The sequence below is a fragment of the Marinomonas rhizomae genome (assembly GCF_003315485.1).
In the GTDB taxonomy this organism is placed as follows: domain Bacteria; phylum Pseudomonadota; class Gammaproteobacteria; order Pseudomonadales; family Marinomonadaceae; genus Marinomonas; species Marinomonas rhizomae.
Map to the genome: position 1 here is coordinate 97284 of NZ_QNSE01000001.1, position 20025 is coordinate 117308.

Sequence of the window (20025 nt, forward strand, 5' to 3'; positions counted from 1 at the left end):
GGTTAATGTATTAAATTCGCCGTGAGTACAAAGATATCCATATATCCCTGATCACCATCGATAGGCGTTATGGGTTGGGCGCTATGGAAAAACTTACGATCGTTTAGAACGACGAATTCACCTTTATCAAAATCATGACTAATAAGCGCGGGACTGTTTTTATCTAAGTGGACATTGATGTTGCCGCCTTCAATATTATGACGTTTCATGACATAAATGCCGATGCGATCAAAACCATCTTGATGGACACCTTCAGGTGCGACTTCGGCACTTTTATGGTCTGCAAAAATACGCAACTGATGGACTTCAATTGGTGTGTTATCTGCAACGTTAGACATTCTTTGAAAATGTTCAAATAACTCTGTAAAAGCTGGATCTGCAATTATTCTGTTGTCAATTTCTTCGTAGCTACGAACAACATTACCTTGGAAGTGGTTAATGCTTTCATCTTGCACAAAGGCTTGTGAATCTAGGCGATGTAACTTTCCTTGCTCGACTGTAAAACGTGAATAGCGGCGTAATCGGAATTTACCATCAGCATAAGGGTTGGGAGGTAAGCAATCAAAAGAAGGCGCTAGATGATTAACGCTATCTTGAGTGAGTTGTCCTAACTCAAGATAAAAGGACTCGTTTTTAACTTTGTTGGTGATCATGGTCTTCATCCTCAATACATGCGCTGGCAGATCGTGCGCAACACTTATCTTATTGTTGTTGTGCTTCGTGAGCTTGCTTCCTAGTGTAGTAGGATTAATGAAGGATTTTTCTGTTTTTTATGTGCAAAAAAAGCAATTTTAAGAATAATTAATTTCAAATTTTTATTTTTTTCGCATTGAGTATCTAATTTTTCAAATTTTCTAATAGCCATATAAGATGCATGCCTTTTTAGCTCAGAGCGACAAGGTGCAACAAAAAGTGTTGCTCTTAGCGACAGTGTTTTGCTGATAACAAGCATTGCAGGGTTTTTCTGTGCGACTTTAGTCTTACGCCCTTCATTTTGTATTGACCTTCCGCTTGCATAGTTAAACACTGGGGAAAAATAACAATTAAAGGGAAGGAAAAGACGATGGGGTATTTCCAGTTATGTGGTGTTCTTGGGCTTCTAGTGCTGTTTATTTTTGGTTACTTGCAAGGCTCGGTCCCTGAGACTTACGTCGGTGTTGGTATTTTACTGTGTGCTTTTTTACTCATATCCAAATTTGTTCGTAAAGCACCTGAAATTCTTTCTCAAAACACGGAAGTTAATAGTGATCACCCAACCTTTTCTGAAGTGAGTAAAACTGTTACTCGTGCCACATCCCAGATGGCGATGGGGGCCGCTGAAGTGTCTCATTTTGTCGACACCTTAAGTAAAGACATACACCTTACCCGCGATGACAGCGAGCAAATTACCCAAGCAGTAGAAACCCTGTCTGATACAGGGCTGACGCTATCAACCAATTTGGGTCAGCTAGCGCGTACCATGAGTGATACAGCAGAATCGAGTCGCACCGCTCAAACAGCCTTGTCGCAAAGTGCCGATCAGATTCATCAGCTTACCGAAAACGTACAAACAGCCAGCGAGCAATTGGCATTATTAACGAAAAGTGCTGATGATATTGACACCATCACAGCGGTAATTAAGGGCGTGTCTGAGCAAACTAATCTATTGGCGTTAAATGCCGCCATTGAAGCAGCTCGTGCAGGCGAACAGGGTCGAGGTTTTGCTGTGGTGGCAGACGAAGTGCGTGCGTTGGCCGCCAAAAGTGCTGATGCTTCTGAGCAGATCTCGAATTTGTTGACCGATGTACGTCGTAATAGTGAATTAACCAATAATGAAATGTCATCTTTGAAAAGCCTCTCTGAAACACTTTCTAGTACCTTGTTAGGAGAAGCCCAGCGCTTTATCTCTTTGACAGAAGAGGTTCAAAATGCGTCATCTGTTTTATCGGAAGTAGAAAGTGCTGGAGAAGAGTTGGGGACAGCCAGTACTCAGATTAATGGTTCAATTTCTCGAATTAGTGGTTCACTGCAAGATATCTCCCAGCGCAGTGATAAATTGTCCGAAGAAGCATCTGGTTTGAGCAAGGGAGCTGAAGTCGTCTTTAGGGAACTAGACAAGGTTGATCAATCATTGTTCTTTTCTGAATTGCTTATGGCGGCCAAGGCAGCGGCTCAATCCATTTCTCAACTGTTCGAAGAAAGCATCCAAAAGGGGGAGTTAACAGAGCAAGCTATCTTTGCCACAGACTATAAACCAATCAATAACACTAACCCTCAGAAATACAGTACTTCCTACGATACTTTTAGTGATCGAGCGTTTCCAACGATTCAAGAGTCTATTCTAGAAAAATATGAACAGGTGATGTTTGCTGGAGCGGTAGATATAAATGGTTACTTTCCGACTCATAACAAAAAATTTAGTCAGCCACTAACAGGAGATTACGAAAAAGATTTGGTTAACAATCGTAGCAAACGTATTTTTAATGACGCCACTGGCAGTCGATGCGGTGCCCATATCGAGAGCTTTTTATTGCAAACCTACAAACGCGACACAGGAGAGATCCTTCATGACCTTTCTGTACCGATTTTTGTAAATGGTAAGCATTGGGGTGGCTTCCGAATGGGGTTCAAATCGGGCGTTTGATCCTTATTAGGTTAGATGTTGAGATATCTCTACTCGGTTTTTACCCACTTGTGCTGGTACAGATGCGCTATAGTGTCGGTCATTATTACTTTGTGGTGGTTGTGACAGATGAGCAAGTCGAAAAACATTGATAGCGCAGTTGTTAATAAGGAAATGTTTGGTAGAGGAAAAGCTGATAGCGGCATAAAAACACTTTTGCCTTTTTTACGACCATATCGACGCCAGATGGTGTTGGCCTTGATCGCCTTAGTCGTTACTGCTGGTACTATGTTGAGCTTAGGCAAGGGCGTACAATTTCTTATTGATCAAGGTTTGGCTTCTGGGTCGGAAGCGGGTTTAACTCTCGCCCTGATGATTTTTATCGCTTTGGTATTCTTATTGGGTATTGGTAGTTTCTGTCGCTTTTATCTGGTGTCATGGATAGGTGAGCGCGTGGTAGCAGATATTCGCCAAGCGGTTTTTGCCCACCTGCTTACCTTGTCGCCTTCCTTCTTTGAAGATAATTCCCCCAGTGAAATTCAATCTCGTATTACGTCTGATACCACGCTTTTACAAAGTGTAATTGGTTCTTCTTTGTCGATTGCCTTACGCAGTAGTTTGATGTTGATTGGTGGCATTTTATTCTTGCTTGTGATGCACTTTAAATTAACGCTTATTTTGCTGACTTGTGTGCCTTTTGTGATTGTGCCTGTGGTGTATTTTGGTCGACGAGTGCGTCGTTTATCCCGTGATAGCCAAGATGAAGTGGCTAATGTCGGGCGCTATTTATCACAAGCTCTGCGCCACATAAAAGTAGTGCAAGCTTTTACTCATGAAAAGCATGATGCACAGCGCTTTTCAGCTACGGTTGATCGAGCCTTCAATGTGAGTGTGAAGCGTATTCAGCAGCGTTCTTGGCTTACTCTTATGGTCATTTTGCTCTCCATGAGTGGTATTGGAGTGATGTTGTGGTTTGGTGGAAAAGATGTCATTTCTGGTGCCATCAGTGCTGGTGATTTGGCGAGTTTTTTATTTTACTCCATTATTGTTGCTGGCGCGGTTGGTGCGATTTCAGAAGTGACGGGAGAGTTGCAAAGGGCAGCGGGTGCGGCAGAACGTATTATGGAGTTACTCAGTGCTAAAAGTGCCGTAGTCAGTGGTTCTAGCGAATTTTCTTCTCAGCGTATGGCTGAAATTCGTCAAGGTGAAGAAATTATTCAGTTTGATCATGTCGAGTTTCGTTATCCAACAAGGCCGGATTATGCGGCGTTAAAGAATTTGTCATTTTCCATTAAGCAAGGCGAGATGTTGGCTTTAGTTGGGCCGTCAGGTGCGGGTAAGTCGACCTTATTTGAGTTGTTATTAAGGTTTTATGATCCTCAACAGGGTGGTATCTACTTGGCTGGTGAGAATATTAAAGCGTATTCTTTGGACGATTTACGTCAGCACTTTGCCTTGGTACCACAAGAGACGGTTTTGTTTGATCAAACGGTTTACGATAACTTGGGGTACGCCAATCGTCATGCCAACAAGGAATCCATTCAGTCTGCAGCAGAGCAAGCGAACGCTCACGAGTTTATCACCCGTTTGGATAAAGGTTACGACACGCGTTTAGGTGAAGATGGTGTGCGTTTATCTGGCGGTCAAAGACAACGTGTGGCGATTGCTCGGGCGATATTAAAAGACGCGCCGATTTTATTACTAGATGAAGCAACCAGTGCCCTAGATGCAGAGAGCGAAAATAAGGTGCAAGCCGCTCTTGAGCCTTTGATGAAGGGCAGAACTTCTATAGTGATTGCACACCGTTTAGCCACGGTATTGAATGCCGATCGAATTATTGTGATGGAACATGGAGAAATTATCGCTCAAGGCACACATCGCGTATTACTCGAAACTTGTGCCTTGTATAAGCGATTAGCGGATTTACAGTTTAACCAAAATGGCGACATTCGGGTCGATTAAAATTTACCCACAAAAACGCCCCGATAAGCGCAATGGAGTGCGTTATCTTTGATGCTAAGTCCTGGTGTTTTGTACAGTGTTTCAATCGTATTGTTGTCTGCTGGTAGCATAATGCTAAGCGGTGCATCGTCACTATAGAATACAACCCAGAAATTTATAGAAGGGTCTGCAGGTGTAAGAGTTAAGGCAATGAAATGTCGGTTGTCATCCGCCCAGTTTTCAATTGTCATTGGCTCGCTATATTCGTTTAGCCAGTGGATTTTATCCGACGATGTATGTTGGTAAAGCGGGTCATCTTCAAGGCGAATCTCTGCCAAAATAGGATAGGTTTTTCGTAACGCCATGAGTGTCGCTATGGTGTCTTTTATGGCAGCTCTTGCATGATGTGTTTCAGTATCTAAATCTTGCCAAGTTTGCCAAGTGATGCCGTTGTCTTGGCAATAGGCGTTGTTATTACCTTGTTGGCTATGAGACAGTTCGTCACCACCTAAAATATGCGGTGTTCCTTGGCTTAATAATAGCGTTGCCATAAAACAGAGTTGCTGATTTAAACGCTTTTCTTGAATAGCTTTATCGTCTGTTTCACCTTCTATACCAAAGTTTTGGCTAATATTATCACCATGTCCATCACGGTTTTCTTCCATGTTGGCGAGATTATGGCGTTGGTGATAAGACACCAAATCTTTCATGGTATAGCCATCATGGTAAGTGATGTAGTTCACTGAGTTGAGTGCATTTTTTTTGCCTTTATGGAAATAGTCTCTTGACCCCATTAGACGTGTTGCGAATTCGGGTACGACACCATCATCGCCGCGCCAGAAACGACGAATAGTGTCGCGGTATTGGTCGTTACATTCCAGAAAGCCTCTGGGAAATTGCCCGACTTGATAGCCGTTTGGGCCAATGTCCCAAGGTTCCATGACGAGACAGGTTTCGCTTAAAACCGGATCTTGCAGAATAGCTTGTAACAAGGGCGCTTTTGCCGTGAAGTCGTGATCGGTGCGACCAAGGTCTACGCCTAGGTCAAAGCGGAAACCATCGACGCCCATGACGTCGACCCAATAACGCATACTGTCGCAGATAAGGCGGATACTGGTGGGGCTGTAAGTATCAATACAGTTGCCACACCCCGTGAAATTCAAATATTGACCATCTTGATGACGATAGTAGCGAGCGTTGTCTAAGCCGCGATAACATACGCTGGATTGATCTAATTCACTTTCTGCTGTGTGGTTATACACCACGTCTAAAATCACCTCGAACCCTGCTTGGCGTAATCCATCAATCATTTTCTGGAACTCAGTAACCGCATCTTTTATGGCATAAGAAGGCTCTACGGCAAAAAAACTAATCGGGTTATAGCCCCAATAATTGTTGAGTTCTAATTGCTGTAAATGACGCTCGGTCATAAAGCTAAAGCAAGGCATTAACTGAATCGTAGTGATGTTAAGTTGTTTTAAATGTTCGATACCGGCAGAGGAGATAACGCCCAGGTAAGTGCCTTGAAGTTCGCGCTCAATGGGGAGGTTTTTACTGAAGCCTTTTATGTGCAATTCATATAAGGCACGGCTCGACGGAGAGACTTTTACTCTTTCAGGGCGATCTGACTTTGCTTCTACGGTGCGGACAATTGATTTGGGCACACAATATGCGGAATCGGTTTGGTGTGCTTGGCCTTCTTTGGTTATCGCGGCTTGGTCTTCGTGCCAAACTAGTTTAGCGTTTAATTCTTTTGCATAAGGGTCAATCAGCAGTTTTTGCTCATTGTAGAGTAATTGCAGTCTGGGGTTGAATTCGCCTTTGGCTCTAAGGCCATAATGTTGACCTTCTTTTAAACCAAGGACTTCCATATACCAAATGCTCTTGTTTTTATTAATAAAGGGCAGGGGGTCTTGTTCATTACCTTCTTGATCAAATAAACACAAATACAGCTGAATAGCGTCTTCAGCGACCACGGCAAAATTGACGCCGTTTTCGGTCACTGTGGCACCTAGAGGAAAAGGGGAGCCATTGGAAATCTGGTGAGCTTGGTTCATTAAAACCTCTAGATGCTATTTATGTTGCTGTCGTCATTACTCAATATTGTAAGTGCTAGTGATTAAGGCTCGCCTAACCATTTTAATAAAACGCCAGCCAGTGGTGGCACTTGCAGTTCAATACTTTGATCGCGGCCATGACTGACAATAGTTTGTGTATCGTATTCCTTACTTTTAGCGAAGCCACTTCCAGTGTAGCTTGTCTCGTCTGTATCCATGATGACTTGATAACGACCAGCCTTTGGCACACCAATGCGATAATTGCCATGAGGAGCTGGTGTGAAGTTAATGATAGCAAGAGTATGTTCATCACAGTCTTTGGCTTTGCGTGCAAAGGCCAAAATGCTGTTGGCACTGTCGTCGTAACTGATCCATTCAAAGCCTTGATGAGAATGATCAAACTGCAAACTTGCTTCGTTTTTATAAAGATGGTTTAAATCTTTTGAGAGCGTTTGCTGAGCTTTATGGAAATCGGTGTCTAATAAGTGCCAATCCAAAGAGCGCTCATGGCTCCATTCCTGACCTTGAGCAAACTCGTTGCCCATAAAGTTGAGCTTCTTACCTGGGTGGAAATACATGTAAGCTGAAAATGCGCGTAAATTAGCGAATTTTTGCCAAGCATCGCCAGGCATTTTAGTGATCATCGAACCTTTGCCGTGTACCACTTCATCGTGCGAAATCGGCAGAACAAATTGCTCATCAAAGGCGTAAACCATACTAAAACTAAGTTCACCTTGATGATGCTGACGATAAATCGGATCTTTTTTAATATAATTCAATGAATCGTTCATCCAGCCCATATTCCATTTGAAACCAAAGCCCAAACCATTCATATAAGTGGGTTTAGAAACCCCAGGAAAGGCGGTGGACTCTTCGGCGACGGTAAAGCAGCGAGGATGATTTAAATATACGGTTTCGTTTAAACGGCGTAAAAAATCAATGGCTTCGTAGTTATGGTTGCCGCCGTCTTTGTTAGGAATCCATTCGCCGTCTTCGCGGGAATAATCTAGGTACAACATAGAGGCCACGGCATCAACGCGTAATCCATCGATGTGGAATTCTTCTAGCCAATAGACCGCGTTGCTGATTAGGTAGTTTACTACGTGTTCTTTACCAAAATCGTAAATTAGAGAGTTCCATTCTGGATGCCAGCCTTTTTTAGGGTCTGGGTATTCGTATTGTTTAGAACCGTCAAAGTTCGCCAAACCGTGACTATCGGCTGGAAAATGCGCGGGAACCCAATCCATAATTACACCAATTTTGGCTTGGTGAAGCGCATCCACAAGGGCTTTGAAATCTTCAGGTGTACCGAATCGAGAGGTTACCGCATACAAGCCAACAGGCTGATAGCCCCAAGAACCGTCGAATGGGTATTCGGTAATAGGCAATAATTCAACGTGTGTGTAGCCCATTTCTTGGATATATGGAACCAGTTGATCTTTGATCTCAAGGTAAGTCAGTGGCTGATTATCCCCTTTGCGACGCCATGAGCCAATGTGCAATTCATAAATGCTCATTGGCTTTTCATAGATGTCTTCGATAGGGCGTTTAAACCATGCGTCATCTTGCCAAGCGTGTTTGTTATCAAAGCAGGTTACGCTGGCAAAAGATGGATATTGTTCAATACGCTGTGCGTATGGGTCGCTACGATGAGGAAGAATATCGCCAGATTTTGCTCTAATCTCGAACTTATAGCGGGCGCCGTGGTTAACGTCTGGGATAAATAATCGCCAAATTCCATCGCCATTACTGGACATTGGGTGAATACGACCATCCCAAGCATTAAAGTCACCAACTACTGAGATAGAACGTGCTGCTGGCGCATAAACCGCAAAGCGTGTGCCTTGAATAGTGAGTTGATTATTCACCTTGGCGCCAGTGCGAATTGCCCCTTGGCTTTTGTATTGATTCGCTTGATGGTGTTCTGGATCGATAAAGGTTGTATTAGGAAATTGATAGGGGTCTACCAGCGTATAAGTGCTTCTGTCTTTATAGGTGATTTCAAGACGATAATGAAAACGTGAGTTTTTATTTGGCCATTCGGCGTAAAACAAACCTTTGTCATTGGTCTCGCTCATTGTGGCGAGTTCTTTGTCTGAGTCTATGGCTAACACACGAATAGAGCTCGCTTCCGGTTGCCAAACTAGTAATGATAAACCTTTTTTAGAAGGGGATGATTGTAGTCCTAAACAGCCAAATGGGTCTGAACAATGAGCATTTAGCACATCGTTAATTAGGGCGTTTTTTATTAAATCCATTCACTTCTCCAGCAAGAGTGAGCGTGTTAACTTGATGAATGTTGGTGCTGATGACTGTGAAGTTTGCTCACTGCCCAACGCAAATATTGGTTGACTTTATTCGGTGTTATTAAGGCAAACTCATCCAAAGCCGCCTCTGCTCTGCTGTCTTCAGGGTGTTCTGCTTGATGTTGCTTGGCATGATCCAAAGCGGCCTGAGTAACTAGCACCGGTAAGTTGATTTCTTGCTCAAATTTACAATTTTTATGTTGCTGGCAAAACTGTATGAAGGCATACAAACCTTCAAAAATAAGACTCTTGTACCAGCTAGGATGAATATCTGATGTTAAGGATTCAATCAATAAAGCAAAGGTGTCTTCGCCTGGTGTCATAGAGCTGAGTGCACGTTTGCAATCCAGTGCGGTATTACTTTGTAAATCACCAAATACGATCGTATTCGCATGACTCAAGCTTCCCCACAGTTGCAGTAACATAGATTCTGGTAGCTTAGTGATCATACCCTGCTCAGAACGCCAGTCAAACCAGTCGACATCTTTCATCTTGCTTTGCGCATCGCTACTGTTGTGATAACGCATGTTATTGGCTACATGAGCAAATTCATCATGTTTTTGTTGCAGTACTTGAGTGAGTGCTTCGTAAAGTTCGCTAGGAGAAACATTGGATAGCGTGTCAAAGACAGGCGCATCGTCTTCTGGGGCAAATTGTCGAGCACAGAGCATTGCTAAGTTGTGAATACGAATAGTGCGTACACCAGAGAAAAATTCAGGGTGTACTTTAATGAGTGTCCCTGCGATAGCGATTAGCTCATGGCAAATAACTAAACCAATTGACGATGAAGAAACACTTCTTAGCATGTCCAAAATAGCGTCTTGATGCAAAGGAGAGTGGATATCGATTTCGGTTTCCGGTGTTTCACCAATGACCAGTAATCGTTGTCGTACCGTAATATCGGCAATATAGGTTGCTAGATCGGTTGAGGGTTTCAGAATAAGAGAATATAGCAATCGAGCAGGGCGCCAGTTTTCTGATAGTAGTGCTTGTAGGTAGACGCTATTTAATACCTTATAAGCCGTAATGGCGGGGGTTGAGTTTGGTATGGTGCTCATTAATGCACGACGTCCACCAAGCTCTATTAAACAATCAACGGCTTCGTCTAAGCTTGGTCTATCAATAAGCCGAGCAAGCAAGGCATCGGTTTCGGCGGTTTTTATATTGGTTGCATCGTAGTCTTTTGGTTTGTCAGCTAAAGGCCACGGCGTATTGTGAACAGGTAATTTTGTTTCTAACTGTTTATGGTCCAGTGAGCTGATGATAATGGCGCGTCTATTGCCTGACTTGAAGGCATTTTTGGCCGATTGAGGAATAACACGAAACTCTTCGTGCTCACGTTTTTGCAGTAAACGAATAAACTCAAACAGTTCGTCACTGCCTTTCATTTCGCTCATTGCTTCATCTATAAGAATGCTGAAAACCGCATTCGCTTGATAATACCAATGATTGGCGATGGTTTTTAATTCGTTCCGAATATGTGCCTGAAAAAGTGCAGGGTCAATTTTTCGGTAGTCTTTGTCTTCATTTTGAATCCAAGACAAGCATAAATAACTTTCGTCATTGATGCTAAACGCCTGAGATGTCGCCAAACTATTCAACGCACGATTAGGGCGACCAGTAAGACCTAAAGTCTCAGAAGCGCCAAGGTGGCGATAGGTTTCTACTAACTGGTCAGCACTAATGGCTTTGAGTGGTGCAATGTCTTCTAATGTTTGGCAAAGGCAGCCAGCATTTAGTAGCTTTTGTTTGACTGTGTCATTTTGCGCCAAGATAACCATCGAAGTGGTGACTTTGTTTGGTCTGTGCTGAATACGATGCAAGCCAAGAGGGTCTAAATCATCCGTTGTAATGAGTTCTTCATCGAGCATTTTTCCGACCAAAAATAGACTTTGTGCCCAAACCAAAGGTAGATTGTCGTTTGGTACGCGTTTTTGAGAACCTGGCTTTTCTTTCTCTGCGAGAATATTTTCTTGCGGTACATAATAGAGTTCTGGCAACAGCATTTGACCGTCTTTTTCGACCATTAATGACTCGAGTTTATGGCGATAGAAATTGGCACTTTCCCAGTCTCTGGCAAATAAACGGTCGATATAAAGGTAGGTGAAAAACAACGGCCATTCGGATTCAATGTGCTCGAAGTTAATCAGCTCATCGTATTCATAATAGATGCGGCTTTGGTCTTCTAGCTCGGATTGGTGGCCATCTAATAAAAAGCGCTTGCAGCCATATTCCCCACCCAGTTTGCTAATGATTTCTTTGCGTGTACGACGCGTTAGTTTCTCATCATTTACCGCAAAGGCTGGGAAACCAATAATACTAAGAATAGCGCTATCAACTTCTTTGGAGCGAGACTCTTTAGGCAACAAGGATTGCAATACAGAGCCTGCGCGAGCAACGGCATCAGCAAAAGAATGCACGACAGCCCATTCGGGTCCTTCCTCACCAAATAAGTTTAATCCGTCCATGGCTTCCATAGCCGCTTTTGCCATGCCCACAGAGCTGGCGTTTATTTCGGCTTTGCCATTATTGACTTTATTACCACGCTCCCAAATACCATAATCAGGGGTGCGATAAGTGCGAGAGATATAATAAATAAGGTTTTGAATGAAATTGAATTCATCACGAGAAAAGATCAGCTTGCTGCCGGCTTTGGTCATTTGTGCCAACATCAATAGATAAAAGCTGGTGGCGTCAATTTGCAAATGTCCCCAAGCATCATCTGCAACGGCTTCTAAACCTGTTTTTGTGTCGTACTTGGCGTGCAGTGCATCTTTTGTGTCTAGGCTGTGCTTAAAAGCTTCCACTTTATGGGATTGTCGCATCATGGCGAACAATAAACCGCGCATCATTTTAATACAGGCAAATTCAAGCTCATTAGCACGCTTTTGCGGATTAGAGGCTCGTTTATAGGCTAAATGTAGGGCCCATACGGCTTGTATACTGTAGACATTATCTCGCACCCAAGCATCTGTGTAGTTACCGTGGTTGTTAATACTGGTGCTGGCAGGAAAAAGTCCTGTTACTGGGTGTTGGCGGGATAAAATAACCGCTTGGATATGTTGATAAAGAGAATCTAGCTTATCTTGCGTATCAGACGCCATGTTCGATCCTTTATGAAACTCAGTTGTTTAAGCCCATAGCTTAGTTCGTACTATAGTACTAAATAAGTCTAAAACCACTATACCCAAACATAATGTGACTCAACAATAAGATAAAGTGGTAAAAAAACTTCTTTTTCACTTAATTTTTTAAAATAGTGTGATTCCAATGAAGTCTGTCATTTATGCACAAAATATGAGCATAAAATAGGACTCAAATGCAGTTTATGGGGCGTTTTTTAATGTTTGATGACGTAGGTTGAGTTTTTAGGAAAGAGAAAGAGGCCATGGTTTTTACCGGCATGGCCTCTGTTGATTTGGGATTCTCTTAAGTACTGAACTGATGAACTAGCTGGCGTAATTGGCTAGCGCAGTCTTGTAGATTGTTTACCGATGTCTGAATATCGGTGGAATTATGATTAGTTTCTTCACAAATACTCGCAATATTCTCTAGGGTTTGGTTCACCGCTTGTGAAGATTTAAATTGACGATCGGCGGCTTTGCTAATACTGCTGTTAAGCTCAGTAATAGAAAGTACACCATTGGCAATTTGAGTAAAGGCCTGCCCTGCTTGAGATGTTTGTTCAGCACCTTGACTTGCTGTATTTCTAGCGGATTCCATTACTTCAACTGTAGCTAGCGTTTGCTGGGTCAATTGATCAATTAACTCGCCTATTTCTGTAGCGGCAAGTTGTGATCGCTGGGCAAGTTGTCGTACTTCATCTGCAACCACAGCGAAGCCTCGACCTTGTTCACCTGCACGAGCCGCTTCAATTGCTGCGTTGAGTGCCAGTAAGTTTGTCTGATCTGCGACCTCGGCAATAATGCCTAGTCGGTCGTTGATATGAGTAACGTCTTCGCGTAATTGTTGGATTTGCTTGGCTGCATCACCAACTTCAACAGAGAGTTGTTGAATATCTTGGTTGGCTTTATCCATGACTCCAAGTCCTTGTTTGGAGTGTTGGCCAAGCTCTTGTGTCGTGCTATTGGCTTGCTCGGCAATGGTGAGCGTGTCTTCAACCGAGGTCATCACGCTTTGCATGAGTTCTGTTGCTTTACCTGTATTGGATAACTGTCTTGCGACGCCTTGGGCTGTTTTTGTTGTCGAGTTATTCGTTTGACCAACGATGCTGTCTAAGGTCTCGCTGGAATGACTGACATTACGAACAATAGACTGAAAGTCATTCATCATACTGTTGAATGCTTGCGCCATTTCACCCATTTCGTCTTGGCCAGTAAATTCTACACGCTGAGTAAGATCGCCAGAGTGTTGCACCGATGTCATCGTCTTGCACAGAGAAGTGATACGACTAGTAACTAAGTGAATAATATACAAAGCAGTTCCGCCGACCAATACCGTCAATAGTCCTACTACAATGGCGTAATCGATTAAAGCTTTTAGAAAAAAGTTGATGACAGCATCCATAGATGCAGTGGCGACAATGGTAATATTCCAAGGTGCGAAGGTAGATGCAGCAGCGATCATTCTGTGCACCTTGTTATTGTTATCTTGATACTCAAATTCGATAGTTTGATAATTCTTATTAGACACTATTCCTAGTGGCTTGCTTAATTCTTCAGTAAGGGATGAAGGAGAAATACTACTATCGTATGCGGCAGGCGCGTTGAGTAATGTTTGACTGTTTGTGTTGATGACCCATAGGCTTTGTTGGTCACCATAGCGGAATTCAGAAAGCAGTGAAATAGCTTGTTTTTTAGCTTCTTCGACGCTTAGTTCACCAGAGGTTTGTTTGTTGAAAATTGGCGATAACGTAGTATTGACGATATCTAATATGTCTTGTGCTCTATCTTTTCTGGCGTCCACATGACTGTTAAAAAGTGAAGAAAGGGAAACCAGAATCAGTGCTGTTGTACCCATGGACATGAGCCCAATAATAGCCCATAACTTGTAGCGAATTTTTATATCGTTAATGCGATCCAGCATGTTGGCTCCGTTAGATTGGGTTATGTTTTATTACATTAGTCTTTTTGATACTAGACTTTTTACCCTAGTAAAGGGAACTATTGAAATAGCTGATTTATATAGAATATGGCCATATTTTCTAGAGTAATTGTTTTTTTGTACGTTGCCTAGTAGGTAAAATTGAGTTGGGTCATTGTTTTTTTATTTAGGTGTTTAGTGGAAATAGGTAAAGGAAAACAGTGTTAGAGTATTTGATTATTTTTTTTGTTTCTTTCTTGTCTGCCACTGTCTTGCCTTTGGGGTCTGAAGGGTTGTTACTTTACCAGGCAAATGACGCCTCTTTGTCGGTATTTTACCTATGGCTTTGGGCAAGCTTGGGAAATACGCTTGGTGCTCTAACATGCTGGTTTTTGGGTATATATTTACTGCGTTTTGAGCATAAAAGATGGTTTCCAGTGACGCCTAAAACTCGACAAAAGGCAGAACGTTTTTTTAATAAGTATGGTGTTTGGAGCTTATTATTTACTTGGTTGCCTGTTGTTGGGGATGGGATTGCTTTAGTATCAGGAGTGTTGCGGACGCCTATTTGGTATTTTTTACCGTTAGTTTTGATTGGCAAAGCGGCTCGTTATGCCTTAATTTTGTGGGGACAGTACTTACTATTAGCTTGATGGAAAGCCACCTGAATGGGGGGCATATAGTAGGTAATAAGTCTTAATGATGTACATGGAGAATGAAATAATGGGAATGTCCAAAAAGTTGATTGTGGTCATGGCAGGTTTATCATTAGGTGCTTGTTCATCGGTGGGTGATAAAAACACCTTTATGACCTATGATGATTTGCAAACTAAAGTTAGGACTCATGATGAGCAGTGGCAAGCTGTACAGTCGAAATTAGATCGAATCGATGAACTAGAAGCGGAAGTAGCAGCGCTAAAGCAAGGTAAATCACTGTCAGTAGTACCTGAATCAACATCAGATGACCTGATAAATAACAACTTGATAACTGACGAAAGTATGGCGGCCGTCAATGTGGCACCTGCTGTTATGCAAGCGCCTATCGAAGGACAAGATAATAACTCAGCTTCTATGGCCGTTAGTGAAGAAGAAAATATCGAGATGGATAAGGCAGCACCTCCTGTTGTAACTGCGCCTGCTATGTCTTCAAAAACGATGTCTTCAAAAACAATCTCCTCACCAACAATGTCTACACCACAAGAAACGACAAAACAACAAGACTATGGTGTTCAAGTCGCGTCATACGGTAATCGTGATGAAGCTCTTCGTGGCTGGAACGTATTGTTAAAAAACTACCCAACTTCTTTTGACGGTTTAGTGCCTCTGGTTAATCAGAAGGAAGTAAATGGGCGTACTATGTATCAGCTTAAAGTTGGACCATTTTTGAATAAATCCTTTAGCTCAGATTTTTGTAAAATGCTAAAGGAAAAGGGCAAAGATTGCTTAGTGACTCGATATAATGGCGAGACTTTTGTTAGCAATTAACATTCTTTTATTGAATTAAAAAAAGGCGCGTCTTATTTCTGTTTCTTCAGAGTATAAGATGCGCCTTTTTAGTTTGTGATTAGGCTATTTTTAACCCCGTCACTTACATTAAAGGAAAGGCTGAATCGTAAATTTGGCCTTGGCCGTCTTCGATGGTTATTTCGCTCTTATACTTGTCATCATCTAGTTGAATCAAACCTTGTTGAACAAAGCTGTTAATGATCATCAATGCTTGTTGTTTTACTTCAGGGGCATTCACTGGAGCTCGCATTTTTCTGGCAATGAATTGCTCTGCGAAGTTTCGAACCAAAGGTTCGTCTGCTTCGATATTGGCTGCCACAACAGCGTTGTATAACCAGAACTCTGGAATAAATAACTCATCAAGAGTAGGTGTATTTATGTCAGCAAGTTTACTTGTTAGCGATGCTGTAAAGCTGCCATCGGGGAAAGTGCCGCTGAAGTCAGTGATGTTGAATTCTGGTTTTGCTGCCAATAATTCACCGATATTATCTTGCATAAAAGTAAATAGCACTTCGTAGACAGCGTCAGAAGACTGAGATTCTGCGAGTGCTTTATCAGAGAATTTTTTGTAATCCATAAAGAACTTATTGCTTAATTTTGTAAGCTCAGTAACAAATGAAAGATCACTCGCAGTGAAATTCCCCATCATGGCATCTTTAATAAGGTAGGCAATTTGAAGGCTTCCTAATTGAGTATCTGGGTCTAAACTAGAACTCATTTCTATATTGATGCCTGAAAATGCGGCATCGTCACCTATTTTGAGCTTATTAAGGCTTACGTCAGTTGTGCTGTCGTAAAAACCACCTTGCATAATAGAAGCTAGATTCGCATTTAGTTCAACCGATATCGCGAAACCCTCTGCTGTAATTGGCGTGTAGCCGTCTACCAGTCCTATTTGCTCCGAATTACCTTGGTAAATAAACCCTTGGTCTGACATTTGACCTTGGCCTGTATAGCCGCTGAATTGAACTGTATCTGCAGGGTTAGTAAATGCAGGAATGGCATCTGCTAGTTTGAAATTACCTGTAAAGCCTCCAAGCACAGAAAGCTCATAGAAAGGCTGACTTGCATCCCAGTTGACGTAATTACGTAAATTGTCACCTACAAAACGAATATCCGTATGGTATAAGCCAAAGACACCTTGGCTTGCAAACAGCAAAGGACCGTAGTGCGTATCAATCGTAATCTCTACTGCAAGTGTCCCTCCGTGAATAGTTGGGTCGACTTGGGCGGTGTCAAAGGTAACGAGGACTTTATTTTCAGAGCCGAACCAAGCTAAATTGCTAGACTCTATATTGGCGGTGTAGCCAGGTGCATTGTTAATATTTGATATCAGTTCTACTACTTTTTCTTGATGCTTTGGAGCGATAAATTTAGGCGCAACTAAGCAAGCAGCAACAAGCGTGAAAACGAGCACGGCAAGTATTTTTTTCACTGGGAATTCCTTTTCATAGGGTGGATTAAGGTGATGTATGATACAGATTTATTGAGCTTAAACAAAACTAAGCTGGGGATTTTTGAAGATTCCTAAATAAAAATAGCAGCGTCAGAAGTGCTTTGTTTCATAAAAGGTTTAACGTTCATAAACAGTGGGTTTTTATGAAAACTCACTATCCAGCTCAGTTTATTTAGCTTGATAGTGAGTGAGATTCGCTTATAACTGAAAGGGAATATACAGTGCGATAGCGGGAAAAAAATACACGGCGAACAAGCAGCCGAGCATGATGAGTATGAAAGGCCAAACGCCTTGAATCACTTCCGAGGATTTTCCTCCCGATACAGACTGAATGACGAAGAGATTTAACCCAACGGGTGGTGTAATCAACGCACACTCAATCATGATGACAAAGATGATAGCAAACCAAATTGGGTCGATACCTAACATGCCAAGCGATGGATAAAGCACAGGCATCATGATCAACAGCATGGACACGGACTCCAAAAAGAAGCCCATAATCAGCAAGACAAAACACACTGCCGCAATAAACAAACCTACTTCAGATATATTTTCACTGACTAACATCGAAATATCTTGGGGGATTTGGTATAGCGTAATGGCTTTACCAAAGACTTTTGCGCCAGCAATGATAAGAAAAATCGTCACTGTATTTTTCATTGTGCTCATCGCAGCAGCTTTGAATTTCTCAAAGCTAAAGGTTCCCATCATGATGACAATAAGCAGAGAAAACGCAACACCGACACCCGCGGATTCAGTTGGTGTAAATACGCCAGTATAAATACCCCCAATGATGATGCTAGCAAGTAACAGAGTTGGTATTGCTCGTAAGCTGGCACTCTTGCGCTCCGCGCTAGTCGCCTTCTCACTTGGTGTGTAGTCTTTACTGAAACGTGCGTAAAAAAAGCAGTAAACAATAAAGCTACCTGCCATTAATAAACCGGGAACGATACCCGCTAAAAATAAATCGACAATAGACTCTTCGGTAATAACACCATACACAATCATCGGAATGGAAGGTGGAATAAGGATGCCTAAAGTGCCACCTGCGGCGATTAGGCCGTAAACAAAAGGACGATTGTAACCGCGGTCTGTCATTTCTTTGATGGCTACATTTCCTATGGTTGCCGCGGTGGCAACAGATGATCCAGAAATAGCCGAAAAAATAGTGCAAGAAGCAATAGTGGCAATACCAAGGCCGCCAGGCCAATGACCGACCCAAGATTGGACGGCTCTAAATAAGTCTTTTCCTATGCCGCCTTGCAGTAAGATATTCGACATCAATAGAAACAGTGGAACAGATAATAAGATAAAACTGTCAAAGGAAGAGTAAAGTGCCAGTGGTGCCATCATGGGGGAAAAACCAGCCAACAACAGCATGCCTAAGCCTAATCCACCAAGAGCAAAAGCAACAGGTATGCCAATCAACAGCGCTAAGACCATAATTGTTAGTAACAGAATAATCGTCATTATAGTGAAACCTCTTCGTGCTCTTGATAATCACCCGCGAACATCAAGAAAATTTCCATGACGGCTTGTAATGTCAGTAACCCAAACCCAATAGGGATAGCGGATTTAGTTGTCCAAAGTGGTAGTCCTAGCATACTTGCTGAGGCGGAACCTATTTCAATGGATTCCCTTAATAACTGATAGCCATAAAAGGTAATAAATCCCGCGAAGAAGATGATCGATAACAGCGCGACAAAATCAGACAGTTTTTTGGCTTTTTCACCCAATATATTGGTGAGAAAATCGATGCGAATGAGTGCTTTGTTTTGTAATACCCAGCTGGCACCCAAACAGGTCGCCCAGATTTGGCACAATAATGAAATATCTTCTGACCAGATAGTTGGTGCCGTAAATACATAGCGTGCAACGACTTCATAAGTGATAACGGCGGCGATGAAAACAAACAGTGCGGCTGATAGTTGGCCGCACAATCGAATGACTCGGTAGTTTATACGAACCCAAAGAGCAGGGTGTTCCGCTCGCCAAGCGGATAAGTCCTGCTTTTTTTCTTCATGGTTGGACATAGCCAATACTCCAAAAACAACGAAATATCGCGGACGAAAAATCATCCGCGATAGATATTTTTAAGCTTAAAGGTTTTCGGCAGCTTGAATGACTTTAAAACCAAGAGGGCCTGAATTATCTAAGAAAGACTCTTTAACAGAGGTGGTCGCTTTACGCCAAGCGATGATGTCGTCATCAGAAAGGTGAATTACCTTCATGTGTTTTTCAGCATCGACGATTGCATCGCTCTCGATTTTTTTGATTTTGTTTCTTAGTTGCACTTCAACTTTACGTGCCGCGTCAGAAAGGATTTTTTGATTGTCAGCAGATAACGATTCCCATACTTTTTCATTGATAACAGTTAAGAATTCAATATCTGCATGGTTGGTTAAAGTAAGGTAATCCATTACCTGGTAAAGCTTACGAGGGCCAACTGCAGAAACACCAGTCATACCAGCATCTACTGTGCCGCGTTGGTAGGCTAGGAATTGTTCCGAGCCAGATAGCGATGTTGGTGCACCGCCGACGGCTTCAACAAATTTCCCCAATGTTTTACCAAACACACGGACTTTCATACCTTCCATGTCTTCTGGTTGTTCAATTGGTTTTTTCTTAGAAAGTAGTGCTACACCACCATAGGCTTGCCACCACAGTGGACGTGTACCTGTTTTTATAATGGCATCATCGAGTAATTTACGAACCTGGCTGTCAGGACGAGTCGCCGCTTCTACTTTATCTTGGGAAGGGAACATGAATGGTACATAAAACACATCTACGGCTGGAATGGTGCCAGCCAGCTGGGAAAGGCTCATCACACCCATCTCAATTGCTCCAGAACTAACCGCTTGGTGTACTTCACTGTCTTTGAATAGCTGAGCAGAAGGGTAAATTTTGATCTTAATGTCACCATGGCTTTTTTCTTCAACTTCTTTTTTGAAGTCGATAAGATTTTGTCCAAGGTGATGTTTTAGCGGAAGCTGTAGTGAAATCCCTAATGTGGTTTCTGCCAGCGTTGGCAACGAAGCCATCAAGGTAGAGGCCAACAAACCCGTTTTTAGAAGAGTTTTATAATTCATGATAATGTCCTATTTTTATTATTAA

The 20025-nt window shown here is 42.4% G+C and carries 14 protein-coding genes; 4 read left to right on the forward strand and 10 right to left on the reverse strand.

Annotated features, from left to right (window positions below):
* Positions 1 to 2: 2 nt before the first annotated feature.
* Complete coding sequence (locus tag DFP80_RS00465; protein WP_113914847.1) at positions 3 to 653, reverse strand: 2OG-Fe dioxygenase family protein; 651 nt, start codon at positions 651 to 653, stop codon at positions 3 to 5.
* An 80-nt stretch (positions 654 to 733) separates the two neighbouring features.
* The gene (locus DFP80_RS00470; RefSeq protein WP_147243831.1) at positions 734 to 1027 is read right to left on the reverse strand and encodes a hypothetical protein; all 294 of its coding nucleotides are present in this window, start codon (positions 1025 to 1027) and stop codon (positions 734 to 736) included.
* Between the two features lie 36 nt (positions 1028 to 1063).
* On the opposite strand from DFP80_RS00470, the gene DFP80_RS00475 reads away from it, so the two are divergent.
* Together DFP80_RS00475 and DFP80_RS00480 are read left to right on the forward strand one after the other, a co-directional pair.
* A complete protein-coding gene (locus DFP80_RS00475; protein WP_175020585.1) occupies positions 1064 to 2623 on the forward strand; it encodes a methyl-accepting chemotaxis protein in 1560 nt (519 codons plus the stop codon).
* Positions 2624 to 2731: 108 nt separating this feature from the next.
* On the forward strand, positions 2732 to 4564 hold the full coding sequence (locus DFP80_RS00480) for an ABC transporter transmembrane domain-containing protein (RefSeq protein ID WP_113914850.1): 1833 nt from the start codon (positions 2732 to 2734) through the stop codon (positions 4562 to 4564).
* On the opposite strand, the gene glgX is transcribed toward DFP80_RS00480, so the two are convergent.
* The 4 genes from glgX to DFP80_RS00500 form a co-directional block, all read right to left on the reverse strand.
* Complete coding sequence (gene glgX, locus DFP80_RS00485; protein ID WP_113914851.1) at positions 4561 to 6600, reverse strand: glycogen debranching protein GlgX; 2040 nt, start codon at positions 6598 to 6600, stop codon at positions 4561 to 4563. The two genes, DFP80_RS00480 and glgX, sit on opposite strands and share 4 nt — an antisense overlap.
* Positions 6601 to 6662: 62 nt before the next feature.
* A complete protein-coding gene (glgB, locus tag DFP80_RS00490) occupies positions 6663 to 8858 on the reverse strand; it encodes a 1,4-alpha-glucan branching protein GlgB (protein ID WP_113914852.1) in 2196 nt (731 codons plus the stop codon).
* Positions 8859 to 8884: 26 nt separating this feature from the next.
* Complete coding sequence (locus tag DFP80_RS00495) at positions 8885 to 12010, reverse strand: glycoside hydrolase family 15 protein (protein ID WP_113914853.1); 3126 nt, start codon at positions 12008 to 12010, stop codon at positions 8885 to 8887.
* 325 nt (positions 12011 to 12335) lie between these two features.
* Complete coding sequence (locus DFP80_RS00500) at positions 12336 to 13952, reverse strand: methyl-accepting chemotaxis protein (RefSeq protein WP_113914854.1); 1617 nt, start codon at positions 13950 to 13952, stop codon at positions 12336 to 12338.
* Positions 13953 to 14170: 218 nt separating this feature from the next.
* Here DFP80_RS00500 and DFP80_RS00505 point away from each other — a divergent pair, with 218 nt between their 5' ends.
* Both DFP80_RS00505 and DFP80_RS00510 read left to right on the forward strand, forming a co-directional pair.
* On the forward strand, positions 14171 to 14602 hold the full coding sequence (locus tag DFP80_RS00505; protein WP_113914855.1) for a YqaA family protein: 432 nt from the start codon (positions 14171 to 14173) through the stop codon (positions 14600 to 14602).
* Between the two features lie 70 nt (positions 14603 to 14672).
* Positions 14673 to 15434, forward strand: coding sequence for an SPOR domain-containing protein (locus tag DFP80_RS00510; protein ID WP_113914856.1), 762 nt, complete (start codon positions 14673 to 14675; stop codon positions 15432 to 15434).
* 103 nt (positions 15435 to 15537) lie between these two features.
* Here the strand turns inward: DFP80_RS00510 and DFP80_RS00515 are convergent, their stop codons facing one another.
* The 4 genes from DFP80_RS00515 to DFP80_RS00530 all read right to left on the reverse strand — a co-directional run bounded on the left by DFP80_RS00515 (position 15538) and on the right by DFP80_RS00530 (position 20000).
* Positions 15538 to 16890, reverse strand: a complete 1353-nt coding sequence (locus DFP80_RS00515) for a YdgA family protein (RefSeq protein ID WP_158601338.1) — start codon at positions 16888 to 16890, stop codon at positions 15538 to 15540.
* A 219-nt stretch (positions 16891 to 17109) separates the two neighbouring features.
* A complete protein-coding gene (locus tag DFP80_RS00520) occupies positions 17110 to 18381 on the reverse strand; it encodes a TRAP transporter large permease (protein ID WP_113914858.1) in 1272 nt (423 codons plus the stop codon).
* On the reverse strand, positions 18381 to 18944 hold the full coding sequence (locus tag DFP80_RS00525; RefSeq protein WP_113914859.1) for a TRAP transporter small permease: 564 nt from the start codon (positions 18942 to 18944) through the stop codon (positions 18381 to 18383). The genes DFP80_RS00520 and DFP80_RS00525 overlap by 1 nt, the downstream gene beginning before the upstream one ends.
* A 66-nt stretch (positions 18945 to 19010) precedes the next feature.
* Entirely contained in the window at positions 19011 to 20000 is a 990-nt protein-coding gene (locus tag DFP80_RS00530) for a TRAP transporter substrate-binding protein (RefSeq protein WP_113914860.1), read from the reverse strand.
* Positions 20001 to 20025: the final 25 nt, after the last annotated feature.

What these genes read in the sequence shown, in the direction of transcription:
- DFP80_RS00475 (WP_175020585.1), top strand. Translation starts at nt 1,064, where the DNA reads ATGGGGTATTTCCAGTTATGTGGTGTTCTTGGGCTTCTAGTGCTGTTT.
- DFP80_RS00525 (WP_113914859.1), bottom strand. Translation starts at nt 18,944, where the DNA reads ATGTCCAACCATGAAGAAAAAAAGCAGGACTTATCCGCTTGGCGAGCG.
- DFP80_RS00520 (WP_113914858.1), bottom strand. Translation starts at nt 18,381, where the DNA reads ATGACGATTATTCTGTTACTAACAATTATGGTCTTAGCGCTGTTGATT.
- glgB (WP_113914852.1), bottom strand. Translation starts at nt 8,858, where the DNA reads ATGGATTTAATAAAAAACGCCCTAATTAACGATGTGCTAAATGCTCAT.
- DFP80_RS00495 (WP_113914853.1), bottom strand. Translation starts at nt 12,010, where the DNA reads ATGGCGTCTGATACGCAAGATAAGCTAGATTCTCTTTATCAACATATC.
- DFP80_RS00465 (WP_113914847.1), bottom strand. Translation starts at nt 653, where the DNA reads ATGATCACCAACAAAGTTAAAAACGAGTCCTTTTATCTTGAGTTAGGA.
- glgX (WP_113914851.1), bottom strand. Translation starts at nt 6,600, where the DNA reads ATGAACCAAGCTCACCAGATTTCCAATGGCTCCCCTTTTCCTCTAGGT.
- DFP80_RS00530 (WP_113914860.1), bottom strand. Translation starts at nt 20,000, where the DNA reads ATGAATTATAAAACTCTTCTAAAAACGGGTTTGTTGGCCTCTACCTTG.
- DFP80_RS00480 (WP_113914850.1), top strand. Translation starts at nt 2,732, where the DNA reads ATGAGCAAGTCGAAAAACATTGATAGCGCAGTTGTTAATAAGGAAATG.
- DFP80_RS00510 (WP_113914856.1), top strand. Translation starts at nt 14,673, where the DNA reads ATGGGAATGTCCAAAAAGTTGATTGTGGTCATGGCAGGTTTATCATTA.
- DFP80_RS00500 (WP_113914854.1), bottom strand. Translation starts at nt 13,952, where the DNA reads ATGCTGGATCGCATTAACGATATAAAAATTCGCTACAAGTTATGGGCT.